Origin of the sequence: Methylobacterium sp. 391_Methyba4, assembly GCF_029691625.1 — a bacterium.
GTDB classification, from domain to species: Bacteria; Pseudomonadota; Alphaproteobacteria; order Rhizobiales; family Beijerinckiaceae; genus Methylobacterium; species Methylobacterium fujisawaense.
This window is the reverse complement of sequence record NZ_CP121475.1, coordinates 4,555,646-4,575,516: the sequence shown is the minus strand read 5'-3', so window position 1 is coordinate 4,575,516 and position 19,871 is coordinate 4,555,646. Positions and strand designations below refer to the sequence as shown.

General features: G+C 71.8%; 18 protein-coding genes. 8 read left to right on the top strand and 10 right to left on the bottom strand.

Going from position 1 to position 19,871, the window contains the following annotated elements:
* Positions 1-50: 50 nt before the first annotated feature.
* The 4 genes from truB to P9K36_RS21430 all read left to right on the top strand — a co-directional run bounded on the left by truB (position 51) and on the right by P9K36_RS21430 (position 5,877).
* Positions 51-1,067: a tRNA pseudouridine(55) synthase TruB gene (gene truB, locus P9K36_RS21445; protein WP_051044951.1), complete on the top strand. Its 1,017-nt coding sequence runs from the start codon at positions 51-53 to the stop codon at positions 1,065-1,067.
* Positions 1,068-1,201: 134 nt separating this feature from the next.
* Entirely contained in the window at positions 1,202-2,587 is a 1,386-nt protein-coding gene (locus P9K36_RS21440) for a dihydrolipoyl dehydrogenase (protein WP_278305954.1), read from the top strand.
* An 84-nt stretch (positions 2,588-2,671) separates the two neighbouring features.
* On the top strand, positions 2,672-5,287 hold the full coding sequence (locus P9K36_RS21435) for a histidine kinase dimerization/phosphoacceptor domain -containing protein (protein WP_278305953.1): 2,616 nt from the start codon (positions 2,672-2,674) through the stop codon (positions 5,285-5,287).
* Entirely contained in the window at positions 5,284-5,877 is a 594-nt protein-coding gene (locus tag P9K36_RS21430) for a biliverdin-producing heme oxygenase (protein WP_043385097.1), read from the top strand. Before P9K36_RS21435 ends, P9K36_RS21430 begins: the two co-directional genes overlap by 4 nt.
* A gap of 5 nt (positions 5,878-5,882) precedes the next feature.
* Here P9K36_RS21430 and P9K36_RS21425 read toward each other — a convergent pair whose 3' ends face one another.
* A complete protein-coding gene (locus tag P9K36_RS21425) occupies positions 5,883-6,776 on the bottom strand; it encodes a LysR family transcriptional regulator (protein WP_043385101.1) in 894 nt (297 codons plus the stop codon).
* Positions 6,777-6,876: 100 nt separating this feature from the next.
* Between P9K36_RS21425 and P9K36_RS21420 the strand changes: the two genes are divergently transcribed.
* Positions 6,877-7,323, top strand: a complete 447-nt coding sequence (locus tag P9K36_RS21420; RefSeq protein WP_043354631.1) for a DMT family transporter — start codon at positions 6,877-6,879, stop codon at positions 7,321-7,323.
* A 13-nt stretch (positions 7,324-7,336) separates the two neighbouring features.
* Here P9K36_RS21420 and gmk read toward each other — a convergent pair whose 3' ends face one another.
* A complete protein-coding gene (gene gmk, locus P9K36_RS21415) occupies positions 7,337-7,999 on the bottom strand; it encodes a guanylate kinase (protein ID WP_053610106.1) in 663 nt (220 codons plus the stop codon).
* A 52-nt stretch (positions 8,000-8,051) separates the two neighbouring features.
* Positions 8,052-8,909, bottom strand: coding sequence for a YicC/YloC family endoribonuclease (locus P9K36_RS21410; protein ID WP_278307317.1), 858 nt, complete (start codon positions 8,907-8,909; stop codon positions 8,052-8,054).
* A gap of 255 nt (positions 8,910-9,164) precedes the next feature.
* Here P9K36_RS21410 and P9K36_RS21405 point away from each other — a divergent pair, with 255 nt between their 5' ends.
* On the top strand, positions 9,165-9,788 hold the full coding sequence (locus tag P9K36_RS21405) for a PAS domain-containing protein (protein ID WP_244538840.1): 624 nt from the start codon (positions 9,165-9,167) through the stop codon (positions 9,786-9,788).
* 71 nt (positions 9,789-9,859) lie between these two features.
* On the opposite strand, the gene mltG is transcribed toward P9K36_RS21405, so the two are convergent.
* The 5 genes from mltG to P9K36_RS21380 all read right to left on the bottom strand — a co-directional run bounded on the left by mltG (position 9,860) and on the right by P9K36_RS21380 (position 15,066).
* Complete coding sequence (gene mltG / locus P9K36_RS21400) at positions 9,860-11,275, bottom strand: endolytic transglycosylase MltG (RefSeq protein ID WP_043759011.1); 1,416 nt, start codon at positions 11,273-11,275, stop codon at positions 9,860-9,862.
* Between the two features lie 163 nt (positions 11,276-11,438).
* Positions 11,439-12,329, bottom strand: a complete 891-nt coding sequence (gene mutM, locus P9K36_RS21395; RefSeq protein WP_043759009.1) for a bifunctional DNA-formamidopyrimidine glycosylase/DNA-(apurinic or apyrimidinic site) lyase — start codon at positions 12,327-12,329, stop codon at positions 11,439-11,441.
* A gap of 162 nt (positions 12,330-12,491) precedes the next feature.
* Positions 12,492-13,127, bottom strand: a complete 636-nt coding sequence (locus tag P9K36_RS21390) for a Smr/MutS family protein (RefSeq protein WP_043354621.1) — start codon at positions 13,125-13,127, stop codon at positions 12,492-12,494.
* On the bottom strand, positions 13,124-14,320 hold the full coding sequence (locus P9K36_RS21385; RefSeq protein WP_179697123.1) for an MltA domain-containing protein: 1,197 nt from the start codon (positions 14,318-14,320) through the stop codon (positions 13,124-13,126). The genes P9K36_RS21390 and P9K36_RS21385 overlap by 4 nt, the downstream gene beginning before the upstream one ends.
* Before the next feature lie 32 nt (positions 14,321-14,352).
* A complete protein-coding gene (locus P9K36_RS21380) occupies positions 14,353-15,066 on the bottom strand; it encodes a Tim44/TimA family putative adaptor protein (RefSeq protein WP_043354619.1) in 714 nt (237 codons plus the stop codon).
* A gap of 349 nt (positions 15,067-15,415) precedes the next feature.
* Between P9K36_RS21380 and secB the strand changes: the two genes are divergently transcribed.
* Both secB and P9K36_RS21370 read left to right on the top strand, forming a co-directional pair.
* A complete protein-coding gene (gene secB, locus P9K36_RS21375) occupies positions 15,416-15,916 on the top strand; it encodes a protein-export chaperone SecB (RefSeq protein WP_012320646.1) in 501 nt (166 codons plus the stop codon).
* Between the two features lie 406 nt (positions 15,917-16,322).
* Positions 16,323-17,555: an MFS transporter gene (locus tag P9K36_RS21370; RefSeq protein WP_278305951.1), complete on the top strand. Its 1,233-nt coding sequence runs from the start codon at positions 16,323-16,325 to the stop codon at positions 17,553-17,555.
* Positions 17,556-17,761: 206 nt separating this feature from the next.
* On the opposite strand, the gene P9K36_RS21365 is transcribed toward P9K36_RS21370, so the two are convergent.
* Positions 17,762-18,637 carry an RNA polymerase factor sigma-32 gene (locus P9K36_RS21365; protein ID WP_012320644.1) on the bottom strand — a complete coding sequence of 292 codons (876 nt, stop codon included), beginning with the start codon at positions 18,635-18,637 and terminating at the stop codon, positions 17,762-17,764.
* A gap of 319 nt (positions 18,638-18,956) precedes the next feature.
* Positions 18,957-19,562: a CarD family transcriptional regulator gene (locus P9K36_RS21360; protein ID WP_043354614.1), complete on the bottom strand. Its 606-nt coding sequence runs from the start codon at positions 19,560-19,562 to the stop codon at positions 18,957-18,959.
* Positions 19,563-19,871 lie beyond the last annotated feature (309 nt).

The window sequence follows — 19,871 nt, the reverse complement described above, 5'->3', positions numbered from 1 at the left end:
AAAGGGACGGGGCATCGACCCCGGGGGACAACGCGGACATGACGGTTTCCATGGAAGATCTTCCGCCGGCCGAGCACCAGGCTCCCGTGCCGGGCGCTGAGCGTCGTGGCCCGGAGGGCCGCCGTCCGCAGCGCGGGCCGCGTCCCGACCGCCCGAAGCGCCGGGACGTCTCGGGCTGGGTGATCCTCGACAAGCATGTCGGCATGACCTCGACCCATGCGGTCGCGGTGGTGAAGCGCGCCTTCAACGCCAAGAAGGCGGGCCATGCCGGCACCCTCGATCCGCTGGCCTCCGGCATCCTGCCGATCGCCCTCGGCGAGGCGACCAAGACCGTCCCGTTCGTGATGGACGGCCGGAAGGCCTATCGGTTCACCGTGCAGTGGGGCATCGAGACCGATACCGACGATGCCGAGGGGCGTCCCGTGGCCACCAGCGAGACCCGCCCGGACCGTGCGGCGGTCGAGGCCGCGCTCCCGGCCTTCGTGGGCGCCATCGAGCAGGTGCCGCCGCGCTACTCGGCGATCAAGATCCAGGGCGAGCGCGCCTACGACCTCGCCCGCGAGGGCGAGGTGGTGGAACTCGTGGCCCGGCCGGTGCAGATCGACCGGCTCGCGGTGGTCGAGCATGACGGCGAGCGCACCGTGATCGAGGCGGAGTGCGGCAAGGGCACCTACGTGCGGGCGCTGGCCCGCGACCTCGGCCGGATGCTCGGCTGCTACGGCCATGTGGCGGCCCTGCGCCGGACCCGTGTCGGTCCCTTCTCCGAGGCCGAGGCCTGCCCGGTCTCGGCCCTGACCGACGGCAGCCCGGAGGCGGCGCTCGCCTATCTGCGTCCGGTGGAGACGGCCCTCGATGCCATCCCGGAAGTCGCGGTCTCCCGTGATCTGGGCCTGCGCCTGATGCGGGGCCAGCCGGTGATCCTGCGGGGCCGGGACGCCCCCGTCGAGGGCAAGGCCTTCGCAACCTGTGCTGGCATCCTGGTCGCCGTCGGCGATGTGGAGCGCGGCGAACTGATCCCCCACCGGGTGTTCCACCTCGGCGGCACGGCCCCTGGCCGCAGCGCCTGAAACGCCGGCTCCGCACCGCCCGGTCCGGCGCGTGCGGAGCCCCGCCCGGTCCGTGCCGCCCTGAGACGTGATCGCGCAGGCGGAACGAACCTCGGCCGTACCGCTTTGGCTCCGGCGAACGGTCCGGGATGCTCATGCGCGAACTCGACTACGACGTGGCGGTGATCGGTGCCGGCACAGCCGGCATCGCCGCCCATCGCGCCGCTTCGGCCGCGGGGGCGCGGTCGGTGCTGATCGAGCGCGGGCCCGGCGGGACGACCTGCGCGCGCGTCGGCTGCATGCCGTCGAAGCTCCTGATCGCCGCGGGCGCTGCCGCCCACGCGGCCCGCAACACCGCGCTGTTCGGCATCCGGGTCTCCGGCGTCACGGTGGACGGGCCTGCGGTGCTGCGGCGTCTCCGGTCGGAGCGCGACCGGTTCGTCGCCAGCGTCGTCGACGGTCTCGCGGATCTCCCCGAGGACGAACGCCTCCGCGGCACCGCCCGATTCGAGAGCGACCGCACGCTGGTGATCGGAGACGCCATGCGGATCCGCTTCCGGGCGGCGGTCATCGCCACCGGGTCGAGCCCGATCGTGCCGGAAGCCCTGCAGGGTCTCGGCGCGCGCGTCCTGACCACCGATACCCTCTTCGAAGTCCCCGATCTCCCGGATTCGCTGGCCATTCTCGGGGCCGGGCCCGTGGGGATCGAGATCGCCCAGGCGATGGCGCGGCTCGGTGTCGCCGTCACGGTGATCGATGCGGGTGACACCGTCGCCGGCCTGAGCGAGCCGGAACTCGCCCGGCAGGCCGCCGCGATCTTCGGCGCGGACCTGGATCTTCACCTCGGTGCCGAGGTTCGGACGGCAGCGCCGGACGGCGACGGCGTATGCCTGCACTGGATCGACCGTGACGGGCGCGAACAGGTCACCCGGGCGTCGCGGGTGCTGGCCGCTACCGGCCGGGCCCCCAACTTGGATGCCTTGCGGCTCGAGGCGGCGGGCCTCCGCCGCGACGAAGACGGAGTGCCGGAATTCGACCGGCACAGCCTCGTCTGCGCGGGCGCGCCGATCCTGATCGCGGGCGATGCCGACGGCTGGCGCCCTGTCCTGCACGAGGCCAGCCGCCAGGGCCGGATCGCGGGGGGCAACGCTGCCGCCCTGGCCGCGGGCCGCCCGGTCGCGGCCCCCGCCCCCTGGACCCGCCTCGCCATGGTTTTCACCCATCCTCAGGGGGCGGTGATCGGCGCCCCCTACGATCCGGAGAATGCGGGACGGGTCGTCGGCACGATGGACTTCTCGGATCAGGGCCGCGCCCGCGTCGAGGGGACGAATCGCGGCGGCATCCGGCTCTGGGCCGACCGGTCGGGGCACCTCCTCGGCGGCGAGATGCTCGGACCGTCCGTAGAGCACCTCGCGCACCTGCTCACCTACGCAGTCGCGCACAAGCAGACCGCCCAGACCCTGCACGATCAGCCAGTGTACCACCCTACGGTTGAGGAAGGGCTGTTCAAGGCGATGTCTAAGATCGTACAGAGCACTTGAGGTTTTGATCTTGCTGACATCACAAGCATTGCGCTCGGCCCATCCCGTCGCCATACCCAGTTGAATGAGCCGGTTTCGCTCCTGATGCCGCCCAGCCAGGCCCCCAATACCGACGTCGATCTCGACGTCATCGCGCCGGACGCGCTCGACCGCCTGGACCAGGGCGTGATCGGGCTCGACTCGGCTGGCACCGTCGTGGCCTTCAGCGAGGGCGCGAGCGCCATCTCGGGCCTGTCGCGCGAGGCCGTGCTGGGGCGGGACTATTTCCGCGACGTGATGCCGGGCACCAACGTGCCGAATTTCCGGGGCCGGTTTCTGGCAGGGGCCCGCCGCGGGACGCTGGACGAGACCTTCGACTACGTCTTCGGCCGGCTGCCGCAGCCTTTGCGGGCCCGGATTCATATGCGCCATGGCCAGATCGCCGGGGGCAGCCCGGTGACATGGCTCACCATCGATCCGGTGGAGAGCCTCGGGGCCGACCACTCGCGCGAGGCCGTCATGGCGGCGATCGGCCGGCGGGTGCGTGCCGAGCCGGTGGATGCCAGCCTGTGCGAGCGTGAGCCCATCCACATCCCGGGCTCGATCCAGCCCAATGCCGTGATGCTCGCCGCCGACGCCGGGACGCTCCTGGTGGTCGCCTATTCGGCCAATGTCGGCGAGATCGTCGATCCGATCGAGCCGCCTCTGGCGGGGCGCCCCCTCGCGGACGTGCTGCCGGCGGATTTCGTTGCGGCGATCCGCGCCCGTCTGGCGCGCGGGACCCTCCATGACGGCGCGTCCCTGCGCCGGACCCTGGCATTCCCGGGCCGCGGGACCGCCTATCACGCCGTCGCCCATGCCCATGCCGGCCGCCTCATCGTGGAGATGGAGCTGGAGCCCGATTCGGCCGACGATTTCGCCACCGCCAGTCAGGCCGATACCGAACTCGCCGTCGGCCGCCTGCGCGAGGCCGGGACCCTGGCGGATATCGCCCGGATCGCAGCCCTCGAGATCCGGGCGCTCACCGGCTTCGAGGCGGTCTTGGTCTACCGCTTCGACACGGACTGGAACGGCGAGGCCGTGGCCGAGGACAAGGTGCCCGACTGGTCGCGCAGCCTGCTGGGCCTGCGCTTCCCCGCCTCCGACATCCCCGCCCAGGCCCGGGCCCTCTACACCAAGGCCAAGAGCCGCTTCGTCATCGATCGGGACAGCGTGCCCGTCGGGCTGGTCTCGGCGCCCGGCGCCGGCAACGGCCCGATCGACCTGACCTTCGCCCAGCACCGCACGCTGTCGCCCATCCACCTGGAGTACCAGCGCAATCTCGGCGTGAACGGCTCCATGTCGATCTCGATCATGGTCGAGGGGCGGCTCTGGGGCCTGATGATCGGGCATCATCGCCGCCCGCACTACGTCACGCCGGAGACCCGTGCGGCCGCCACGGTGCTGACCGACGCCTTCGCCATGCGGGTGCAGGAGATCGAATCGCGCCGGCTCTGGGCCGAGCGGCAGGCCCATCTCGACGTCGAGGGGCGTCTCGTGCGCGGCCTGACCCGATCCGACGATTTCGTGGCGGCCCTGACCAGCGGGACGACGACGCTGCTCGACCTGTTCGGCGCCACCGGCGCCGGCATCGTTTCGGGCGACCGGGTCACGGGGATCGGGCGGACGCCGCCGGTCGACATGGTGGCGGCGATCGCGGGCTGGCTGCGGGCGGGCGTGCCGGCGGGCGAGGTCTCCTACAGCAGCGACAGCTTCACCGCGGACTATCCGGAGGCGGGCCCGCATCGGGAGATCGCCAGCGGCCTGCTCGCCGTCTTCGTCGATGCCTCGCGCGAGAACCTGCTGCTGTGGTTCCGGCCGGAGGTGCCCAGCACGGTGACCTGGGGTGGCGACCCGCGCAAGCCCGTCCTCGCCGGCAGCGGCCCCGTGGCGGTGCTGCCCCGCCGCTCCTTCGAGCGCTGGGTCGAGGAGCGCACCGGCTTCGCCGCGCCCTGGGCGGAATGGCAGGTCCACCTCGCCGGCTCCCTGGCGGAGGCCGTCGAGGGCGTGGTGCTGCGCCAACGCCGCAAGATCGACGAGCTCACCGGCCTGCTCGCCGAGAAGGAGCGCCTCCTCGAGCAGAAGGATCTGCTCACCCGGGAGATCGACCACCGGGTGAAGAACTCCCTGCAGATCGTCTCGGCCTTCCTGCAGATGCAGCGGCGCCAGATCGCCGACGGCGAGGCGCGGCAGGCCTTCGCCGACACCTCCGCGCGGGTGATGAGCGTCGCGCGGGTGCATGACAGCCTGTACCAGGCCGACCGGTTCGACGAGGTGGATCTCGGCCAGACCATCGAGAGCCTGTGCAACGACCTCGCGGGGCTGGCAGGCGACGGGCATGCCGTCGATCTCTCGGCGGAGCCGGGCCTGATGGTGCCCTATCGCAAGGCGGTGGCGCTCTCGCTGATCGCGACGGAACTCGTCACCAACGCCTTCAAGTATGCGGCCAACCCGACAGGCGGCGGCCGTGTCGAGGTCAGCGTCTCGGCATCGGGCCCCGGCGAGGTCCAGTTGCGGGTCTGCGACGACGGATCGGGCCTGCCCGACGACTGGGCGGACGCCAAGGCGCGGAGCAAGGGCTCGGGACTGGGCATGAAGCTGATCCGGGCGATGCTCGATCAGATCAACGCCAAGCTCACCGTCGCCAACAATCCCGGCGCCTGCTTCACGATCACCGCGTGAGAACCCGCGACGGCCTGCATGCGCGGCTGCGTGCCGCGACCGATCCGGCTCACCGGGCGCTGGAGGCGTCCCTGGACTGGCAGGCGCGGGTCGCGACCCTGAGCGGCTATCGCAACCTGCTGGGGCGTCTCTACGGGTTCCACGCGGTCTGGGAATCCGCCATCGGGTCCGGGCTCGCCGACGAGGTTTTCCTGGCGCCGCGCCGCCGTCTCACGCGCCTCGCCGCCGATCTCGACCATCTCGGCCTGACGCCCTCCGCGGTCGCGGCGCTCCCGCGACCGACCTCCCTGGTCTTCGACGGACCGGCCGCCGCCATGGGCGCGCTCTACGTGCTGGAAGGCTCGACATTGGGCGGCCAGCTGATCGGCCGCCACATCGCCGGCCTGCACGGCTTCTCCGGCGACGGCCTCGCCTATTACCGGGCGCACGGGCCCGCCGCGGGGGCGATGTGGGCAGCCTTCCGGACGCGCCTGGAGATCTTCGGCGAGGACCCGGCCGCGGAGGCCGCGCTCACCGGCGCGGCCGTGTCGACCTTCTCGGCGATGGGCGCGTGGCTCGGTCCCGGTCCGGAGACTCCGGTCGCCGCCTGAGCCGATCAGCGTACGCCGAGGGCGTCACGCTCCGCCGCCAGATGGACCATCAGCCGCTCGGCGAGGCGCCCCGGCGGCCGTCCCGCCGGCCGCACCAGCACGGTCTCGATGGGGATCTCGGGCCGGAACGGCCGCAGCACGACGGGACATCCGCCGAGAGCCCGGGCCGGAACCGGGTCGACGATGGCGACTCCGAGACCCTCGGCGACGAGGCCGCAGCGCGCCGCGGTGTACTCGGCCATCAGGGCGAAATGCGGGGTCACGCCGGCCTGCGCGAAGGCCGCCTCGGTCGCCGCCTGCACGGGACTCGATCCGGCCGCGATCAACGGCACATCGGCGAGATCCGCCGCCGTGATGGCCCGTCGGCGGGCCAGGGCATGCCCGCGGGGCAGCACGCACACGGCGGCGACCCGCAGGAATGTCTCGGCGATCACGCCCGCATGGCCGGACCGCGGCCGGGCCAGTCCGAGATCGCATTGGCCCGAGGCGGCCCAGGACCAGATCGTGTCCGGGCTCGGGACGTGGACGGAAATGCGGAGACCGGGGCATTCCGCGTCGAGCCGCCGGATCGCGCGGGGCAGCAGCCCGGCGGCCAGGGAAGGCTGACAGGCAACGCGGAGACCGCCGGTGCCGCGCTCGCGGATGCGGCACGCGGCTTGTCGCAGGTGATCCAGCCCGGCGAACGTCTGCGCAACCTCGTGGGCGAAGGCCTCGCCTTCCGGGGTCGGGAGGGCGCTGCCGTGGCCGCGCACGAACAGCGTGAAGCCGAGTGTCGCCTCAAGCTGTGCGATGGCACGACTGATGTGGGGTTGACCGATCCCCAGGACCTCGGCGGCACGCGTCATGCCGCCGTGACGCATCACGGCGCGGAAGAGGTCGAGATGCGCGGGGTTGATCATGCCGAACGTGCATGGAATCGGGTCTTGGCGGCATTTGACGGCATCGACCGTGCCGGTTGTCAATGAGGCCCGGCACCCTGACCCGAGAGGCCCGTTCTCGATGCTCGCCTTCGCACTCTCCGCCCTGCTCGCCGTCCTGGCGGGCGCCGGACTCGTCCTGCAGCAGATCCTGAACGCCAACCTGCGCGCGGGCCTCGACTCGGCGTCCTGGGCTGGCGTCTCCAGTTACGCCGTCGGTCTCGCCTGCATGGCTCTGCTCGCCGTAGCCCTGCGCGATCCCGCCCCGGCCGTAAGCGTGGCCGGGCGGATCCCGTGGTGGACTTGGAGCGGCGGCCTGTTCGGCGCGCTGTTCATCGGGCTCGCCATCCTGCTCGTCCCGAAGCTCGGCGCCGCGACCTTCTTCGCCCTTCTGGTCACGGGCCAGATGCTCGCCTCGGTGCTGTTCGATCAGGTCGGTTTGCTCGGCCTCGCGCAACGGCCCGTCGATCTGCCCCGCCTCTTCGGGGTCGCGCTCCTGATCGGCGGCGTCGTGCTGATCCGCCGGTAGAGCCGGGTCCGCGTCACGGCGTCTCCGCCAGCAACCCCTCGACGAAGGTGGTGAGGCCGGTGCGGCGCGTCCGCCGGAGCCGCTCCGCCGCCAGGATGCCCTGGAGGGCCCGGAAGGCGTTCTGCAGGTCGTCGTTGACGATGACGTAGTCGTACTCGACCCAGCGTTGGATCTCGGTCCGGGCATTGGCGAGACGCTTCTCGATCGTCTCGGCCGAATCCTCCGCCCGGCGCTCCAGGCGCTGGCGCAGCTCGGCCATGCTGGGCGGCAGGATGAAGACCGTCACCACGTCCTGGGCGAGCTTGGAGCGCACCTGTCGCGTGCCCTGGTAGTCGATGTCGAAGATCATGTCCCGGCCGGAGCCGAGCACCTTTTCCACCGGCCGCCGGGGCGTGCCGTAGAAATTGCCATGGACCTCCGCCCATTCGAGCAGGTCGTCCCGGTTGCGCAGGTCGTCGAAGGCCTCGCGATCGATGAAGTGGTAGTGCCGCCCGTCGATCTCGGAGGGGCGGCGCCCCCGCGTGGTCACGGAGATCGACAGGTCCAGCGCCCAGCTCGGATCCTGGGCGATCGCCCGCGTCAGGGTCGTCTTCCCCGCCCCGGAGGGCGAGGAGAGGATCAGGATCAACCCCCGCCGCGCGATGGAATCGGAGACCCTCCCACCCTGCTCGGTCATGCGCGTGGCTCCCCGACGTTTCGCATCCGTACTCTCACATCCTGATCCGGCATCATTCGATGTTCTGGACCTGCTCGCGGAACTGCTCGACCACGGCCTTCAGGTCCAGGCCGATCCGCGACAGGCTGATGTCGTTGGCCTTGGCGCACAGCGTGTTGGACTCGCGGCCGAACTCCTGGGCGATGAAGTCCAGGCGCCGGCCGATCGCGCCGCCGGCCGCCAGCAGCTCCCGGGCGCTCGTCACATGGGCCCGAAGCCGGTCCAGTTCCTCGCGCACGTCCGCCTTGCCGGCGAGCAGCATCGCCTCCTGATGCAGACGGTCCGGATCGAGGCCGCTGCCGCCCAGCGCCGCGACGGCCGCCTCCAGACGCGCCCGCACGGCTTCGGGCTGACGCGCGGGATTCGCCTCCGCGGCCTCGGTCAGCGCGGCGATCCGGTCGACCTGGCCGATGACGACCTGTTCGAGCTGCCGCCCCTCCGCGCGACGGGCCTCGACGAGATCCGCGACCAGCTGGACCACGCCTGCGGCCAGATCCCGGGCGAGGGCGTCGGTGTCTGCCGCCTCGTCCTCGACCTCGATCACGCCGCGGACGCCGAGCAGCCCGTCCATCGTGGCGGGGGCCACACCCTCGGGGACCGGCACCCGGGCCACCGCCTGGGCGAGACTCGCCAGCAGCGTCTCGTTGATCCGCACCCGCGCGGTGGTCTCCGGCTTGGTGAGCGTCAGGGTCAGCTGGCACTGGCCGCGGGTCAGGGTCTTCTGCAGGGCGGTGCGGGCGGTCTCGCCGAGCCCGTCATAGCCGGCCGGCACACGGGTGCGCACGTCGAGGCCGCGCCCGTTGACGCTGCGGACCTCCCAGACCCAGTGGACCGGTCCGGTACTGCCGGCCGCCCGGGCGAAACCGGTCATGCTCGTGATCTGGGCCACGCCGACCCCCGTCCCCGTGAAGATCGGGGCCTGTAGCACGGATCTCTCCACGGGGAAGAGGCCGGTCCCTGCGACGGACCCATCCCGGCCCGCGCGCGGGTCCCGTCGCCCCCGCGCCACCGAGGACGTCACGGATCGACTTTCGTACGACGCCGCCAACATTGCATTTCAAGATCAAGTTGTGTTCGTAGGTCCGGGTCGTTTTCACAAGAACCCGGATGGCGCATGCCACGATCAGTGTTGACCAGGTCCGCGCTCACGCCGTTCGGCATGTCCGCGCTGGGCGTCGGCATGTGGGAGGACGTGCCGCATCTGGGACGCGTGCGCGGGGATGCGACGATGGCCCGGATCTTCGGGCTGACCGAGGCCGAGGCGGCGCAGGGCGTGAGCTGGGAGCAGCTCTCCGCGCTCTTCCATCCGGAGGACCTCGCCCGGGACCAGATTCAGCGCCGCCGTGTCCGCGACGAGGGCGGCCTCTTCGCGTGGGAGCATCGCATCGTGCCCGCCCCCGGGCTCGTACGCTGGGTGCTGGCCCGCGGCCGGTTCGAGCGCCGCGCGGACGGGCTGGTCTATGGGCGTGGGATCGTGATCGACATCACCGACAGCCGGACCGAGGGGCCGTTCGAGCCCCCGGCGGGCTTTCTCGGGGCGCCGGCCGAGCAGGGCTCCGTCGTCGAGCAGATGGCGGATGGCGCGATGCGTCTGTGGGAGCGCCTCGGCGATCTCGGGCTCGACGAGGCGAAGCGGGTGCAGCCGCTGCTGGAGGCCCTGCTGTATGAGCTGGGACGCCAGATCGCGGCGTCCCTGTCGGGTCCTCCTCCGGACGGGCAGGGGCGGCCGCGAAACCCGAAGGCGCATTGAGGCCGGCGTGAGTCCGGCGCGGCTGCGTCACGTCCGACGACGCGTCGCAGCAATCCGGCCGGTGCCGGTCCCTAGCGCCGGCCCCGGGGCGCCGGGGCCGGTTCGCTCAGGGCCGGCACCGTCTTGGGCGAGCCCAGGTCGTAGCTGCGGTTCTTCAGGGGATCGAGGCGCGTGCCCTCGGAGGCGTCGAAGGCCCGCGAACCCGGCGTGCCCGTATCCGCGGCGAAGGCCGCGTTGGTGTTGATCCCGTTGGCCGCAGGCGCACCGCCCGGCGCGTAGGCCGAGGCGCGGCCCGGCGTCGCCGGGTCCGGACCCGGCTCGACCTTGTCGACGGCGTCCGGCGGCGCCTGCCGGCTCTTCTCCACGGCACGCCAGCGGGCGACGTTGCGCTGATGCGCTTCGAGGGAGTCGGCGAAGGCGTGGCCGCCGGTGCCGTCCGCCACGAAGTAGAGGTCCTTCGTCCGGGAGGGGTTGGCCACCGCCTCCAGGGCGGCCCGGCCGGGATTGGCGATCGGCCCCGGCGGCAAGCCCTCGATGACGTAGGTGTTGTAGGGCGTCGGCCGGTCGATCTCCGACCGGAGGATGCCGCGCCCGAGGGTGCCGCGGCCCCCCACGAGGCCGTAGACGATCGTCGGGTCGGATTGCAGCTTCATCCGCTTGTTCAGGCGGTTGATGAAGACGCCGGCCACCCGGGGCCGCTCGTCGGCGCGGCCGGTCTCCTTCTCCACGATGGAGGCGAGGGTGACCATCTCGGCCGGGGTCCGCACCGGCACGTCGGCGCTGCGCCGCAGCCAGATCTGGTTCAGAACCTCGCGCTGCTTGGCCTTCATCAGGTTGACGATCTGCTGACGGGTGGCCCCGCGCTCGAACTTGTAGGTGTCGGGCAGGAGCGAACCTTCCGGGGGGATCTCGTTGATCTCGCCGGTGAGCACGTCATTGTCGTTGAGGCGGCTGACGATCTGCTCGGAGGTCAGGCCCTCCGGGAAGGTGATGGCGTGCTGGACCTGCCGGCCGGTGGCGATGGTGTCGAGGGCGTCTGAGATGCTCGCATGCGCCTTGAACACGTATTCCCCGGCCCGGAGCGCCGGCCGGCCGCCGAAGCGGGCGGCGAACTCGAACAGGCCGGTATGGTCAATCACGCCCTCGCGCTTCAGGGTCTCGGCGATCTCCGCCGTTCCGCTGTGGGTCGGGATCACAACGACCTTGTCGGCCGCGAGCGGCCCCGGCTCGCGCACCTGCCGCTGGAACAGCGTGATCCCGATCATCGCCGCGATGGCGATGACGACCGCGAAGGTCAGGGCTCCGCTGATGAGGCCCACGAGGCCGCTCCGCTCGCGCTCGGGCTTCTCCGGGGGCGGGGGCGCGACCGTCGGTTTGATCGCCTCGCCGGGGGAGCGCGGCGAGAGCCGCTGCGGCAGGGCGGGCTCGCCCGTCGGATCCTGCGCGGTGGTTTCGGGCGCGGGCGTCTTTGAGCGGCGGAAGAACATCGGGATCCTGTCTGGGCCCGCGCGACCCGTCACGCGTTGCGGGCCGGGATCGGCTGCCCGCAACCGGGTGCGCACGTCGAGGCGCTAGACCCTAGCCGGGTTTGTGGCGAAATTGCCGTTTCGCGGCGCAGTGACGCACGGTTCGACGCACGGTTCGTTGCGGTCAGTTCGGGGGCTGGCAGGTCGCGCAGAAGAAGGTCGAGCGGTTCGCCTGGACGATGCGGGTGATGGAACCGCCGCATCCCGGCCGGCTGCAGGACAATCCGACCCGATCGTAAACCCGGAAGGCGTGCTGGAACGCCCCCGCGCTGCCATCCGTGTGGGCGTAGTCGCGCAGGGTCGAGCCGCCGGCCTCCACGGCCTCCTGCAGGACCTTCACGATCGCCTTGGCGAGGGCGTTGGCCTTGGGCGTCGGGCGCCCGTCGGGCCGGACGAGGCTCCCGGCCGGGGCCTCGGGGTGCAGGCGCGCCCGGTGCAGCGCCTCGCACACGTAGATGTTGCCGAGGCCCGCGATCAGGCGCTGGTCGAGCAGGGCGGCCTTCAGCGGCGCGATCTTGTGGCGGAAGAGCTGCGCGATCACCGCCCCCGTCAGACCATCGAGGGGCTCGATGCCCATCCTGGCGAAGTGGCGGCAGCCGGCGAGATCCGCGCTCGGGACCAGATCCATGAAGCCGAAGCGGCGGGCGTCGTTGTAGGTCACCGTGGCGCCGGTGCTCATCGCCATGACCACATGGTCGTGCTTGGGCGTGCCCTGGGCCCCTTCGAGGTAGAAATCCCCCGGCGACAGGTTGCTGCCGTCCGGCAGGGCCACGTCGAACCGGCCACTCATGCCGAGATGCATGACCAGGGTCTCGCCCGAGTCGAGCGCGGCGGTGAGGTATTTCGCCCGGCGCGCGAGGTCCGTGACGGTCCGCCCTTCCAGCCGGGCGGCGAAGCGATCCGGGAAGGGGAAGCGCAGGTTGGCCCGGCGCAGGGTGACACGGCTGAAGCGGGCTCCGACCAGGGCGGGCGCCAGGCCCCGCCGCACCGTCTCGACTTCGGGAAGCTCCGGCATCTCTCTCGCGACTTTGCGTGCGTGGCGCCTCATGCGCCGGCTCCGGATATCGGCGGGATCGGTCCGGGCCGCAACCGCGCGGCTCCGGCGCGGTTTGCCGCGCAGGCTGCGGACACCGGTGAACAGGCCGCTGCGCGCCGTGCGGCGCCGGGTTCCGGACCCCTATCGGCGCCGCAGACGGACGTAGAGCGCGCCGCCGCCGCCATGGTGGCGGGCGGCCTCCTCGAAGCCGAGGACGATGCCGCGCAGTTCCGGCCCCCGCAGCCAGTGCGGCACGCTGCGGCGGAGCACCCCGCGCTCGGCGAAGGCCTCCGCGTAATCCGGTCCGCCCTTGCCGGTGACGACCAGCACGTAGGAATGCCCGGCGGCCCGCGCCCGGAGCAGGAAGCCCGTCAGCGCGGCATGGGCCTCCGTCTGCACCATCCCGTGCAGGTCGATCCGCGCCTCGATCGCCAGTCGTCCGCGGCGCAGGCCGACCTTGGCGGTCCGCTCCAGGCTGGTGCTCGGGCTGTGGCGCTGCGGCGGCGGCTGATACGGCGCGGCGGTTGCCGGACGCGGCGGCTCCGGTGCCGGTTTCGGCGGATGCTTCGCCCGCGGCCTCTTGGCGGTTGGCGGCGCACTGGGCTTCAGGATCGGGGCCGACAGGGGCGGCATGGCGGCGGTCGGGGGCGCCGGCGGTCGGGGAAGCTCGGGGGTCGGGGACGCGCGGCCCGGCAACGGCGTCACTAGCTTGGCGATCGCGTCCCAGAGGCGGGCCTCGCCCGCGGTCAGGCGGCGCCCGCGGCGCGGGGGCCTCACGGCGCGGCTCCGGGCGCAGCGGCGCGGCGCGGCAGCAGGACCACGAATCCGATGGCGTCGCGGAGGTTTCCGGCGACCACGCCGGCCGCAGGACCGGTGCCGACGAAGAGGTCGCCGCGAGCAGGGCCGACGATCGCCGATCCGGTATCGGCGGCGATGACGAGGCGCCCGGGCGCGTCCGGGGCTCCGTCCTGCGCCGCGCCGGGCAGCGGCCCTGCGAGCCAGAACGGCAGGCCGTACCGCCAGAGGGTCGAATCGACCGCTAGGCTGCGGCCCGGGCTGAGCGGCGCGTTCGCGGCGCCGGGCGGCCCGAGAGCCGGATCCGCGACCGGGGCGAGGCGGAAGAAGATGTAGGAGGCGTTGGTGCGGATCAGGCGCTTGGCGATCTCGGGATGCGCGCGCAGCCAGCCGGTCCAGCGGGCGAGCGTCAGGCCCTCGAGCGGCAGATGCCCCTCCTGGACGATCAGCTTGGCCACCGCCGTATAGGGGCGCCCGTTGCGGCCGTCGTACAGCACCCGCACCGCGCGACCGTCCGGTAGCCGGACGCGCCCGGAGCCCTGGACCTGCAGGACCAGCAGATCGACCGCGTCGCGCAGCCACAGGATCGGCTTCGCATGCGCCCCAAGGGCTCCGTCGTCGATGGCGGCGCGGTCGGGATAGGGGGCAAATCCGTCCGCGGTGGCCCGCGCGGCGCGCAGGGTCGGATCGAGCCCCGGACGGGTTTCGCCGGGGGCGAGGGAGATCAGGTCGTCGGGGCGGGCGAGCACCGGCGTCGGAAAATCCGGCCCGGGCGCGAGGGAGCCCGTGAGCTCCGGCTCGAAATAGCCGGTCAGGAAGCCGGGCCGATCCGCGCCGGGCCGATCGATGCGGAAGGCGTCGAACCGCTCGCGGAAGAACGCGGCGGCGTCCGGCACGGGGCCGGCCGCGGCCGTGCAGGCCTCGGCGAGGGCGGCCGGATCGCCCGCGACGCCGTCCGGCTGGGGCTGGGCGGGCGCCGGTGCCGCGCAGACCCGCCGGAAGGCGTCGAGCGCCGCCTCCGCCTGCGCACCGGGAAAGCCCGGCAGGTCCGCCGGGGCGACGGGGCTCAGGACCGCACCGCCGACCGCCGTCGGCGCGGCGGACACGGATGGACTCAGCAGGAACGCGAGGAGGGCGGCCGGGACTGCTCCGGACCGGGCATGGGGAATCGGCACGGCAAGATCGTCACGGCACGCCTGTCACGGGCTCAGGCGCCGGCCTCGGTGGCCACGAGCTGCCAGTTCGGGTCCCGCGAGCCGAGGGTGCGGGAGAAGGTCCAGACATCCGGAACCTCGACCACCGTCTCGGCACTGCCGTCCACCACCTTGCCGTCCGCGTTGCGGGTGGCGGTGATGAGGTTCGACAGGAAACGCACGGTGACGTGAGCCACCCGGTTGCGCACCTCGACGGCCACGATCTCGGCCTTGTCGATGGAGACGAAGGTGGTCTCCAGGGTCTGCCGGTTGCGCTCCCGCTCGGCGATCGCGCGTTCGAAGGCCTCGCCGACCTCCTTGGACAGCAGGCCGCGCAGGGTCTTCCGATCGCCCTTGGCGAAGGCGATCATGATGGCTTCGTAGGCGGATTTCGCGCCCTCGACGAAGGCGCGCGGGTCGAACCCGGGCTCCGCCTGGACGCAGGCCTCGAGGCCGCGGGCGACCTCGGATCCCGGCTCGGCGATCCCCCGCCAGTCCCGCGGCGCGGCGGCGGTCGGCGGCGCGGCCTGCACCCGGTCGGCACCCGGCAGCCGGACGACGTTGTCGCCGTCGGAACGCGCCTGCGGTTCGGTGCGGCTGCGGTCGACCGGCTTGAACGGCGAGCGTTCGGCGCCTGTCTTCTGACCGAGCACGGAGCGCAGACGCCAGATCACGAAGACGGCCAGCGCCAGGAAGATGATCGTCGTTACGTCGAAACTGTCCTGCATCACCGATCCGATGGTGGCCGCGGCGAGACCCTGTGCCCCTTGCTCAGGTCATGCCCGGTGCGGCGCCGGCTAAGCGCGCATAGGTATGGCCGACTCATATCCGACCAACGCGCCGGGAGCGAGCCGGTTGTATCGTCGGGGTCAACTGGTCCCGCACGCAATCGCGATATGGGTTGCCGGTGCCGCCGGCGCCAGCGCCCCGTCACCTCGCCTGTCACTTCGCTTGTCCAGGCCCGGCGCGCGTGTTAGCGGCCCTGCCGTTTGGGTAGTTCCGCGGCGTGATCCAGCGGCTCCCGCCGCGACAACAACCCGCGCCGGCCCCGCCGGTCGATCGAGAAGGATGATCCGCATGGCCGATTCCCCGGCAGCGAACGGCAACGGCGGCGGCATGCCGCAGGGCGATGTGCCGACCATCAATGCCCTGGCGCAGTACACGAAGGATCTCTCCTTCGAGAATCCGAACGCCCCGCGCTCCCTTCAGCCCAAGGAGGGCCAGGGGCCGCAGATCAACATCCAGGTGAACGTCAACGCGCAGCAGCTCTCCGAGACCGATTTCGAGGTCGAGCTGAAGCTCGAGGGCGACGCCAAGATCCAGAACGAAGTGCTGTTCGCCTTCGAGGTGACCTATGCCGGCGTGTTCCGGCTGCTCAACATCCCGGCCGACCAGATCCATCCGGCGGTGATGATCGAGTGCCCGCGCCTGCTCTTCCCCTTCGCCCGCCAGATCGTGGCCGAGGCGGTGCGCAACGGCGGCTTCCCGCCCCTGTACATCGACCCGATCGATTTCGTCGGCCTTTACCGGCAGAAGGTGATGGAGCAGCAGGGCGCCCAGGGCCCGCTCGCCTCCTGAGGTGACGACCGGCGGCCGCGCGGCGGCCGCCGGGACCCCGAGAGGCCGCCGCCCGCGCGCACAGGGCGTCCGCTCAGGAGCGCGGCGCTCAGTGCGACGAAGCTGCCCGGCAGGTCTGGCAGCCCGAACCGGCCGCCGACCTTCCCGGCGCCTTCGGGTGCCGTGCTGGGCGCTAGGGCTGCCACCGCGAGCCTGCCCATCGCCGCCGCCGACGAGGGCCCCGGTCCCGGTCAGGGCGGCCGCGCCGCGGACCGTGCAGGGTTTCGCCCGCTCTCTCGCCGAAGACGCCGCACGTCGCCCCGCATGAGGGTGTCGCCGCCCTGCTCCGCGACGGAGGCTGCGTTCCGGGCTTGACCGTTCCGGGGTCCCCGTTCACGTCCGGGGCCCGAAACGGCTCCAGGATCGCATGGCCCCCACCACAAACCTCGCCTTGATCAACCTGTTCATCGGGGACATCCAGGGCGGCCTCGGCCCCTTTCTGGGAACCTGGCTGGCGGAATCCGCCTCGTGGAGCCCCGCCCGGGTCGGCTTCGTCGTCACGCTGGTGGGGTTCGGCACGCTGTTCCTGAGCGGCCCGTTCGGTGCCCTGGTGGATCGGTTCCCCCGGCCACGCCTGCTGATCGCCCTGGCCTGCGGGGCGATCCTCGCGGGCACGCTGCTGCTCCTCCCGGCGCGCAGCTTTCCGGCGGTCCTGTGCGCGCAGCTGCTCGCCGCGGCCGGCGGCACCCTGCTGTTGCCGGCGGTCGCGTCGTTGACCCTGGGCATCGTCGGGAAGGACCGCTTCCCCGCCCAGCAGGGCCGCAACCAGGCCTTCAACCACATCGGCATCCTGGTCGCGGCGGGGGGCATCAGCCTCGGCACCGGCTATTTCGGGCCTGCGATCGCCTTCTGGGTCCTCGGCGGCATGGCTGTGGCGGCGATCGGCGCCACGCTGACGACGCCCGCCGGCGCCTGGAACCGGCGCCGCGCCGTCGGTTGGAAGGAGGACGACGCGGACGAACCCGAGCGCAGCGGCCTGCGTCAGGTTCTCGGCAACCGCCGTCTGCTGGTGCTGACCGTGGCGCTGACCCTGTTCAACCTGGGGAACGGCGGCATGCTCTCGCTGCTCGGGCAGAAGCTCGTGGCGACCGCGGCCGACGCCACCACGTGGACGGCGCGCTACGTCATGGTGGCGCAACTCGTCATGGTGCCCGTGGCTCTGTTTGCCGGTTCGCTGGCCGACAGGCGCGGACGCCGTCAATTGCTGATGGTGGCCTTCGCCGTGCTGCCGGTGCGCGCGCTCATGTCCGGATTGATCGACGATCCGGTGTGGCTGATCGCCGCCGAGGTGCTGGACGGCGTGGCCTCCGGCATCGTCGGGGTGGCGGTGCCCGTGGTGGTGGCGGACCTGACCTGGGGATCGGGCCGGACCCAGACGGCGCTCGGCAGCGTCAACGCGGTGCAGGGCGTGGGCGGCGCGCTCTCGAGTTGGTACGGCGGCCTGTCATACGGGCTGTTCGGCTGGACCGGTGCCTTCCTCGCCCTCGGCGTGCCGGCGCTCGTCGCCCTGGCGCTCGTGATCTGGCTCGACGCCACCCCTGAGGCTGGCCGCCGCCGGCGCCGGCGGGAGCGGCGCAGCCCCGTCGTTCAGGGGGCGTAACGGGCGCGCGGCGGTATCCCGCTCGCGACCACGGCACCGGCCCCCGTCATCGCACGCGCAGGCAGGTATATCCGCAGGTACACCCACTGCGCCGGAGATGTCGGGCAGCCGGCCCGACAACGGCGGCCCGTCGCATGGGCGACGCTTCTGAAACACGAAAGCCCGGCCGCCGGGCCGGGCTTCGTGACGATGACGCTGCGTGCCGCTCAGCCGATATGGGGGCTGCCCGTGGCGGCGGGAAAGCGGTCGGCGAGCGCACGGCGCAGCTTTTCCAGGGCCCGGTTCTCGATCTGGCGGACCCGCTCCTTGGAGATGCCGAGCCGCTGGCCGAGGGCTTCGAGGGTCGCCTGATCCTCGGCGAGGCGGCGCTCGCGCAGGATGCGCAGCTCACGCTCGGAGAGGACGGTCAGAGCCTGCTGCAGCCAGCTGAGGCGGCGCTCGCCGTCTACCGTGGCGCTCACGGTCTCGTCCGGCAGGTCGGCCCCGTCGACCAGGAAATCCATCCGTTCCGACGACGCGTCGCTGTCCTCGCCCACGGGGGCGTTGAGCGACATGTCGGGGCCGGACAGGCGCGCATCCATCAGGGCGACGTCGTCACGGGACACCCCGATCGCGCTGGCGATGCGGCGATGGATCTCGTCGCCGACATGTTCCTCGGTGGATTGCATCAACCGGGCGCGCAGCCGGCGCAGATTGAAGAACAGGGCCTTCTGCGCCGACGAGGTCCCGCCGCGTACGATCGACCAGTTGCGCAGGATGTAATCCTGGATCGAGGCGCGGATCCACCACGTCGCATAGGTGGAGAAGCGGACGTCCCGCTCCGGCTCGAACCGGGCCGCGGCCTCCATCAGGCCGACATGCCCTTCCTGGACGAGGTCGGCCATGGGCAGGCCGTAGTGACGAAAACGCCCCGCCAGGGCGATGACGAGGCGCATATGGGCCGAGATCAGACGGTGGAGGGCCCGCTCGTCGCGCTCGTCCTTCCATCGGACGGCGAGGCCCCGCTCTTCTTCCCGGGCCAGGAAGGGCGCCTCCATGGCAGTCCGTATGAACTGCCGTCGAATTCCCGCGATCTCAGCCATCCGCCTGCCTCTTGTTGCCGAGTGCTGTTGCGGCGTCGGACCCAAGGGCCCGACGCGCAGGCGCCACCGGGGGGTGACGCCAGGCAACCGACAACGGAAGGCAAAACGGGAAAGTTCCGTCCCGATGCCCCACAATGCGACAACGCAGCGGCCACGAATTCGTGTTCCGTCGGGAAGACATGGGATCCGGCCCCGCGCCGTCCAGCCCAGGCCTTCGCGAACGGTCAGGGCCGTTGGGGGGAGCCGGCTGCGCGGACGCAAGAAAAAACCCGGCCACCAGGGCCGGGTTGAATGTCGTTGTCGCGATGCGATGCGCGCCTCAGGCGGCTTCCTCCTGAAGGTCGTCGCCCTCGCTGTCCCCCTCGGCCTCGGCTTCGGGCTCGGCCTCGTTCTTCGCCCGGCGGGGCGACTTGGCGAGGCTCTGCTCGATCAGCTTCAGCGCCTCGGTCTCGGTGATGCGGTTGACCGAAGAGATCTCGCGCACGATCCGGTCCAGAGCCGCCTCGTACAATTGGCGCTCGGAATAGGATTGCTCGGGCTGGGCCTCGGAGCGGAACAGGTCGCGCACCACCTCGGTGACGGAGAGCAGATCACCCGAGTTGATCTTGGCCTCGTATTCCTGCGCGCGGCGCGACCACATGGTGCGCTTGATCCGGGCGCGGCCGGTCAAAAGGTCGAGAGCCTTCTTCACCAGTTCCGGCTCGGCGAGCTTGCGCATGCCGACGCTGTTGGCCTTCGCCGTGGGGACGCGCAGGACCATCTTGTCCTTCTCGAACGAGACCACGAACAGCTCAAGCTTGTAGCCCGCGATTTCCTGCTCCTCGATCGCGGTGATGCGACCGACGCCGTGGGCCGGATACACGACAGCCTCGCCGGTCTTGAAGCCCTGCCGGCCTGTGGTCGTCGTCTTCTTGGCTGTGGTCATGCGAGAAGGGCCTCCACTGGCGCGCAGCGTTCGGCGCCGCGCGAAACCGTGTTCTTCCGGGCGGGACACCCGGTCTGCCTCGCCGCTCCCGAAACCCCCGCGCCCAGCGCGACGATCCCGGTCATTCCCCGGCGCGGCCGTGCAAGCACCTGGCGCGTCCGCCGAAGTCTCCTTCGGCGGCCGATCGCGTACTACTCCTAACAACCGAAAATCGAAGGCGTTTCAGCCGGAGGGAGCACGTCAGGCGCAAGCGACGGCAGGCGGATTGTCTACCACAATCCGGCGCGCAGATCAAAGCATCCCTGAAGA

Bases quoted from the DNA above. Each gene is read 5' to 3' on its own strand.
- P9K36_RS21380 (WP_043354619.1), bottom strand. From the start codon at position 15,066: ATGCAGGACAGTTTCGACGTAACGACGATCATCTTCCTGGCGCTGGCC.
- mutM (WP_043759009.1), bottom strand. From the start codon at position 12,329: ATGCCGGAGCTTCCCGAAGTCGAGACGGTGCGGCGGGGCCTGGCGCCC.
- P9K36_RS21440 (WP_278305954.1), top strand. From the start codon at position 1,202: ATGCGCGAACTCGACTACGACGTGGCGGTGATCGGTGCCGGCACAGCC.
- truB (WP_051044951.1), top strand. From the start codon at position 51: ATGGAAGATCTTCCGCCGGCCGAGCACCAGGCTCCCGTGCCGGGCGCT.
- P9K36_RS21410 (WP_278307317.1), bottom strand. From the start codon at position 8,909: ATGACCGGTTTCGCCCGGGCGGCCGGCAGTACCGGACCGGTCCACTGG.
- P9K36_RS21435 (WP_278305953.1), top strand. From the start codon at position 2,672: ATGCCGCCCAGCCAGGCCCCCAATACCGACGTCGATCTCGACGTCATC.
- P9K36_RS21360 (WP_043354614.1), bottom strand. From the start codon at position 19,562: ATGACCACAGCCAAGAAGACGACGACCACAGGCCGGCAGGGCTTCAAG.
- gmk (WP_053610106.1), bottom strand. From the start codon at position 7,999: ATGACCGAGCAGGGTGGGAGGGTCTCCGATTCCATCGCGCGGCGGGGG.
- secB (WP_012320646.1), top strand. From the start codon at position 15,416: ATGGCCGATTCCCCGGCAGCGAACGGCAACGGCGGCGGCATGCCGCAG.
- P9K36_RS21420 (WP_043354631.1), top strand. From the start codon at position 6,877: ATGCTCGCCTTCGCACTCTCCGCCCTGCTCGCCGTCCTGGCGGGCGCC.
- P9K36_RS21425 (WP_043385101.1), bottom strand. From the start codon at position 6,776: ATGATCAACCCCGCGCATCTCGACCTCTTCCGCGCCGTGATGCGTCAC.
- mltG (WP_043759011.1), bottom strand. From the start codon at position 11,275: ATGTTCTTCCGCCGCTCAAAGACGCCCGCGCCCGAAACCACCGCGCAG.
- P9K36_RS21365 (WP_012320644.1), bottom strand. From the start codon at position 18,637: ATGGCTGAGATCGCGGGAATTCGACGGCAGTTCATACGGACTGCCATG.
- P9K36_RS21370 (WP_278305951.1), top strand. From the start codon at position 16,323: ATGGCCCCCACCACAAACCTCGCCTTGATCAACCTGTTCATCGGGGAC.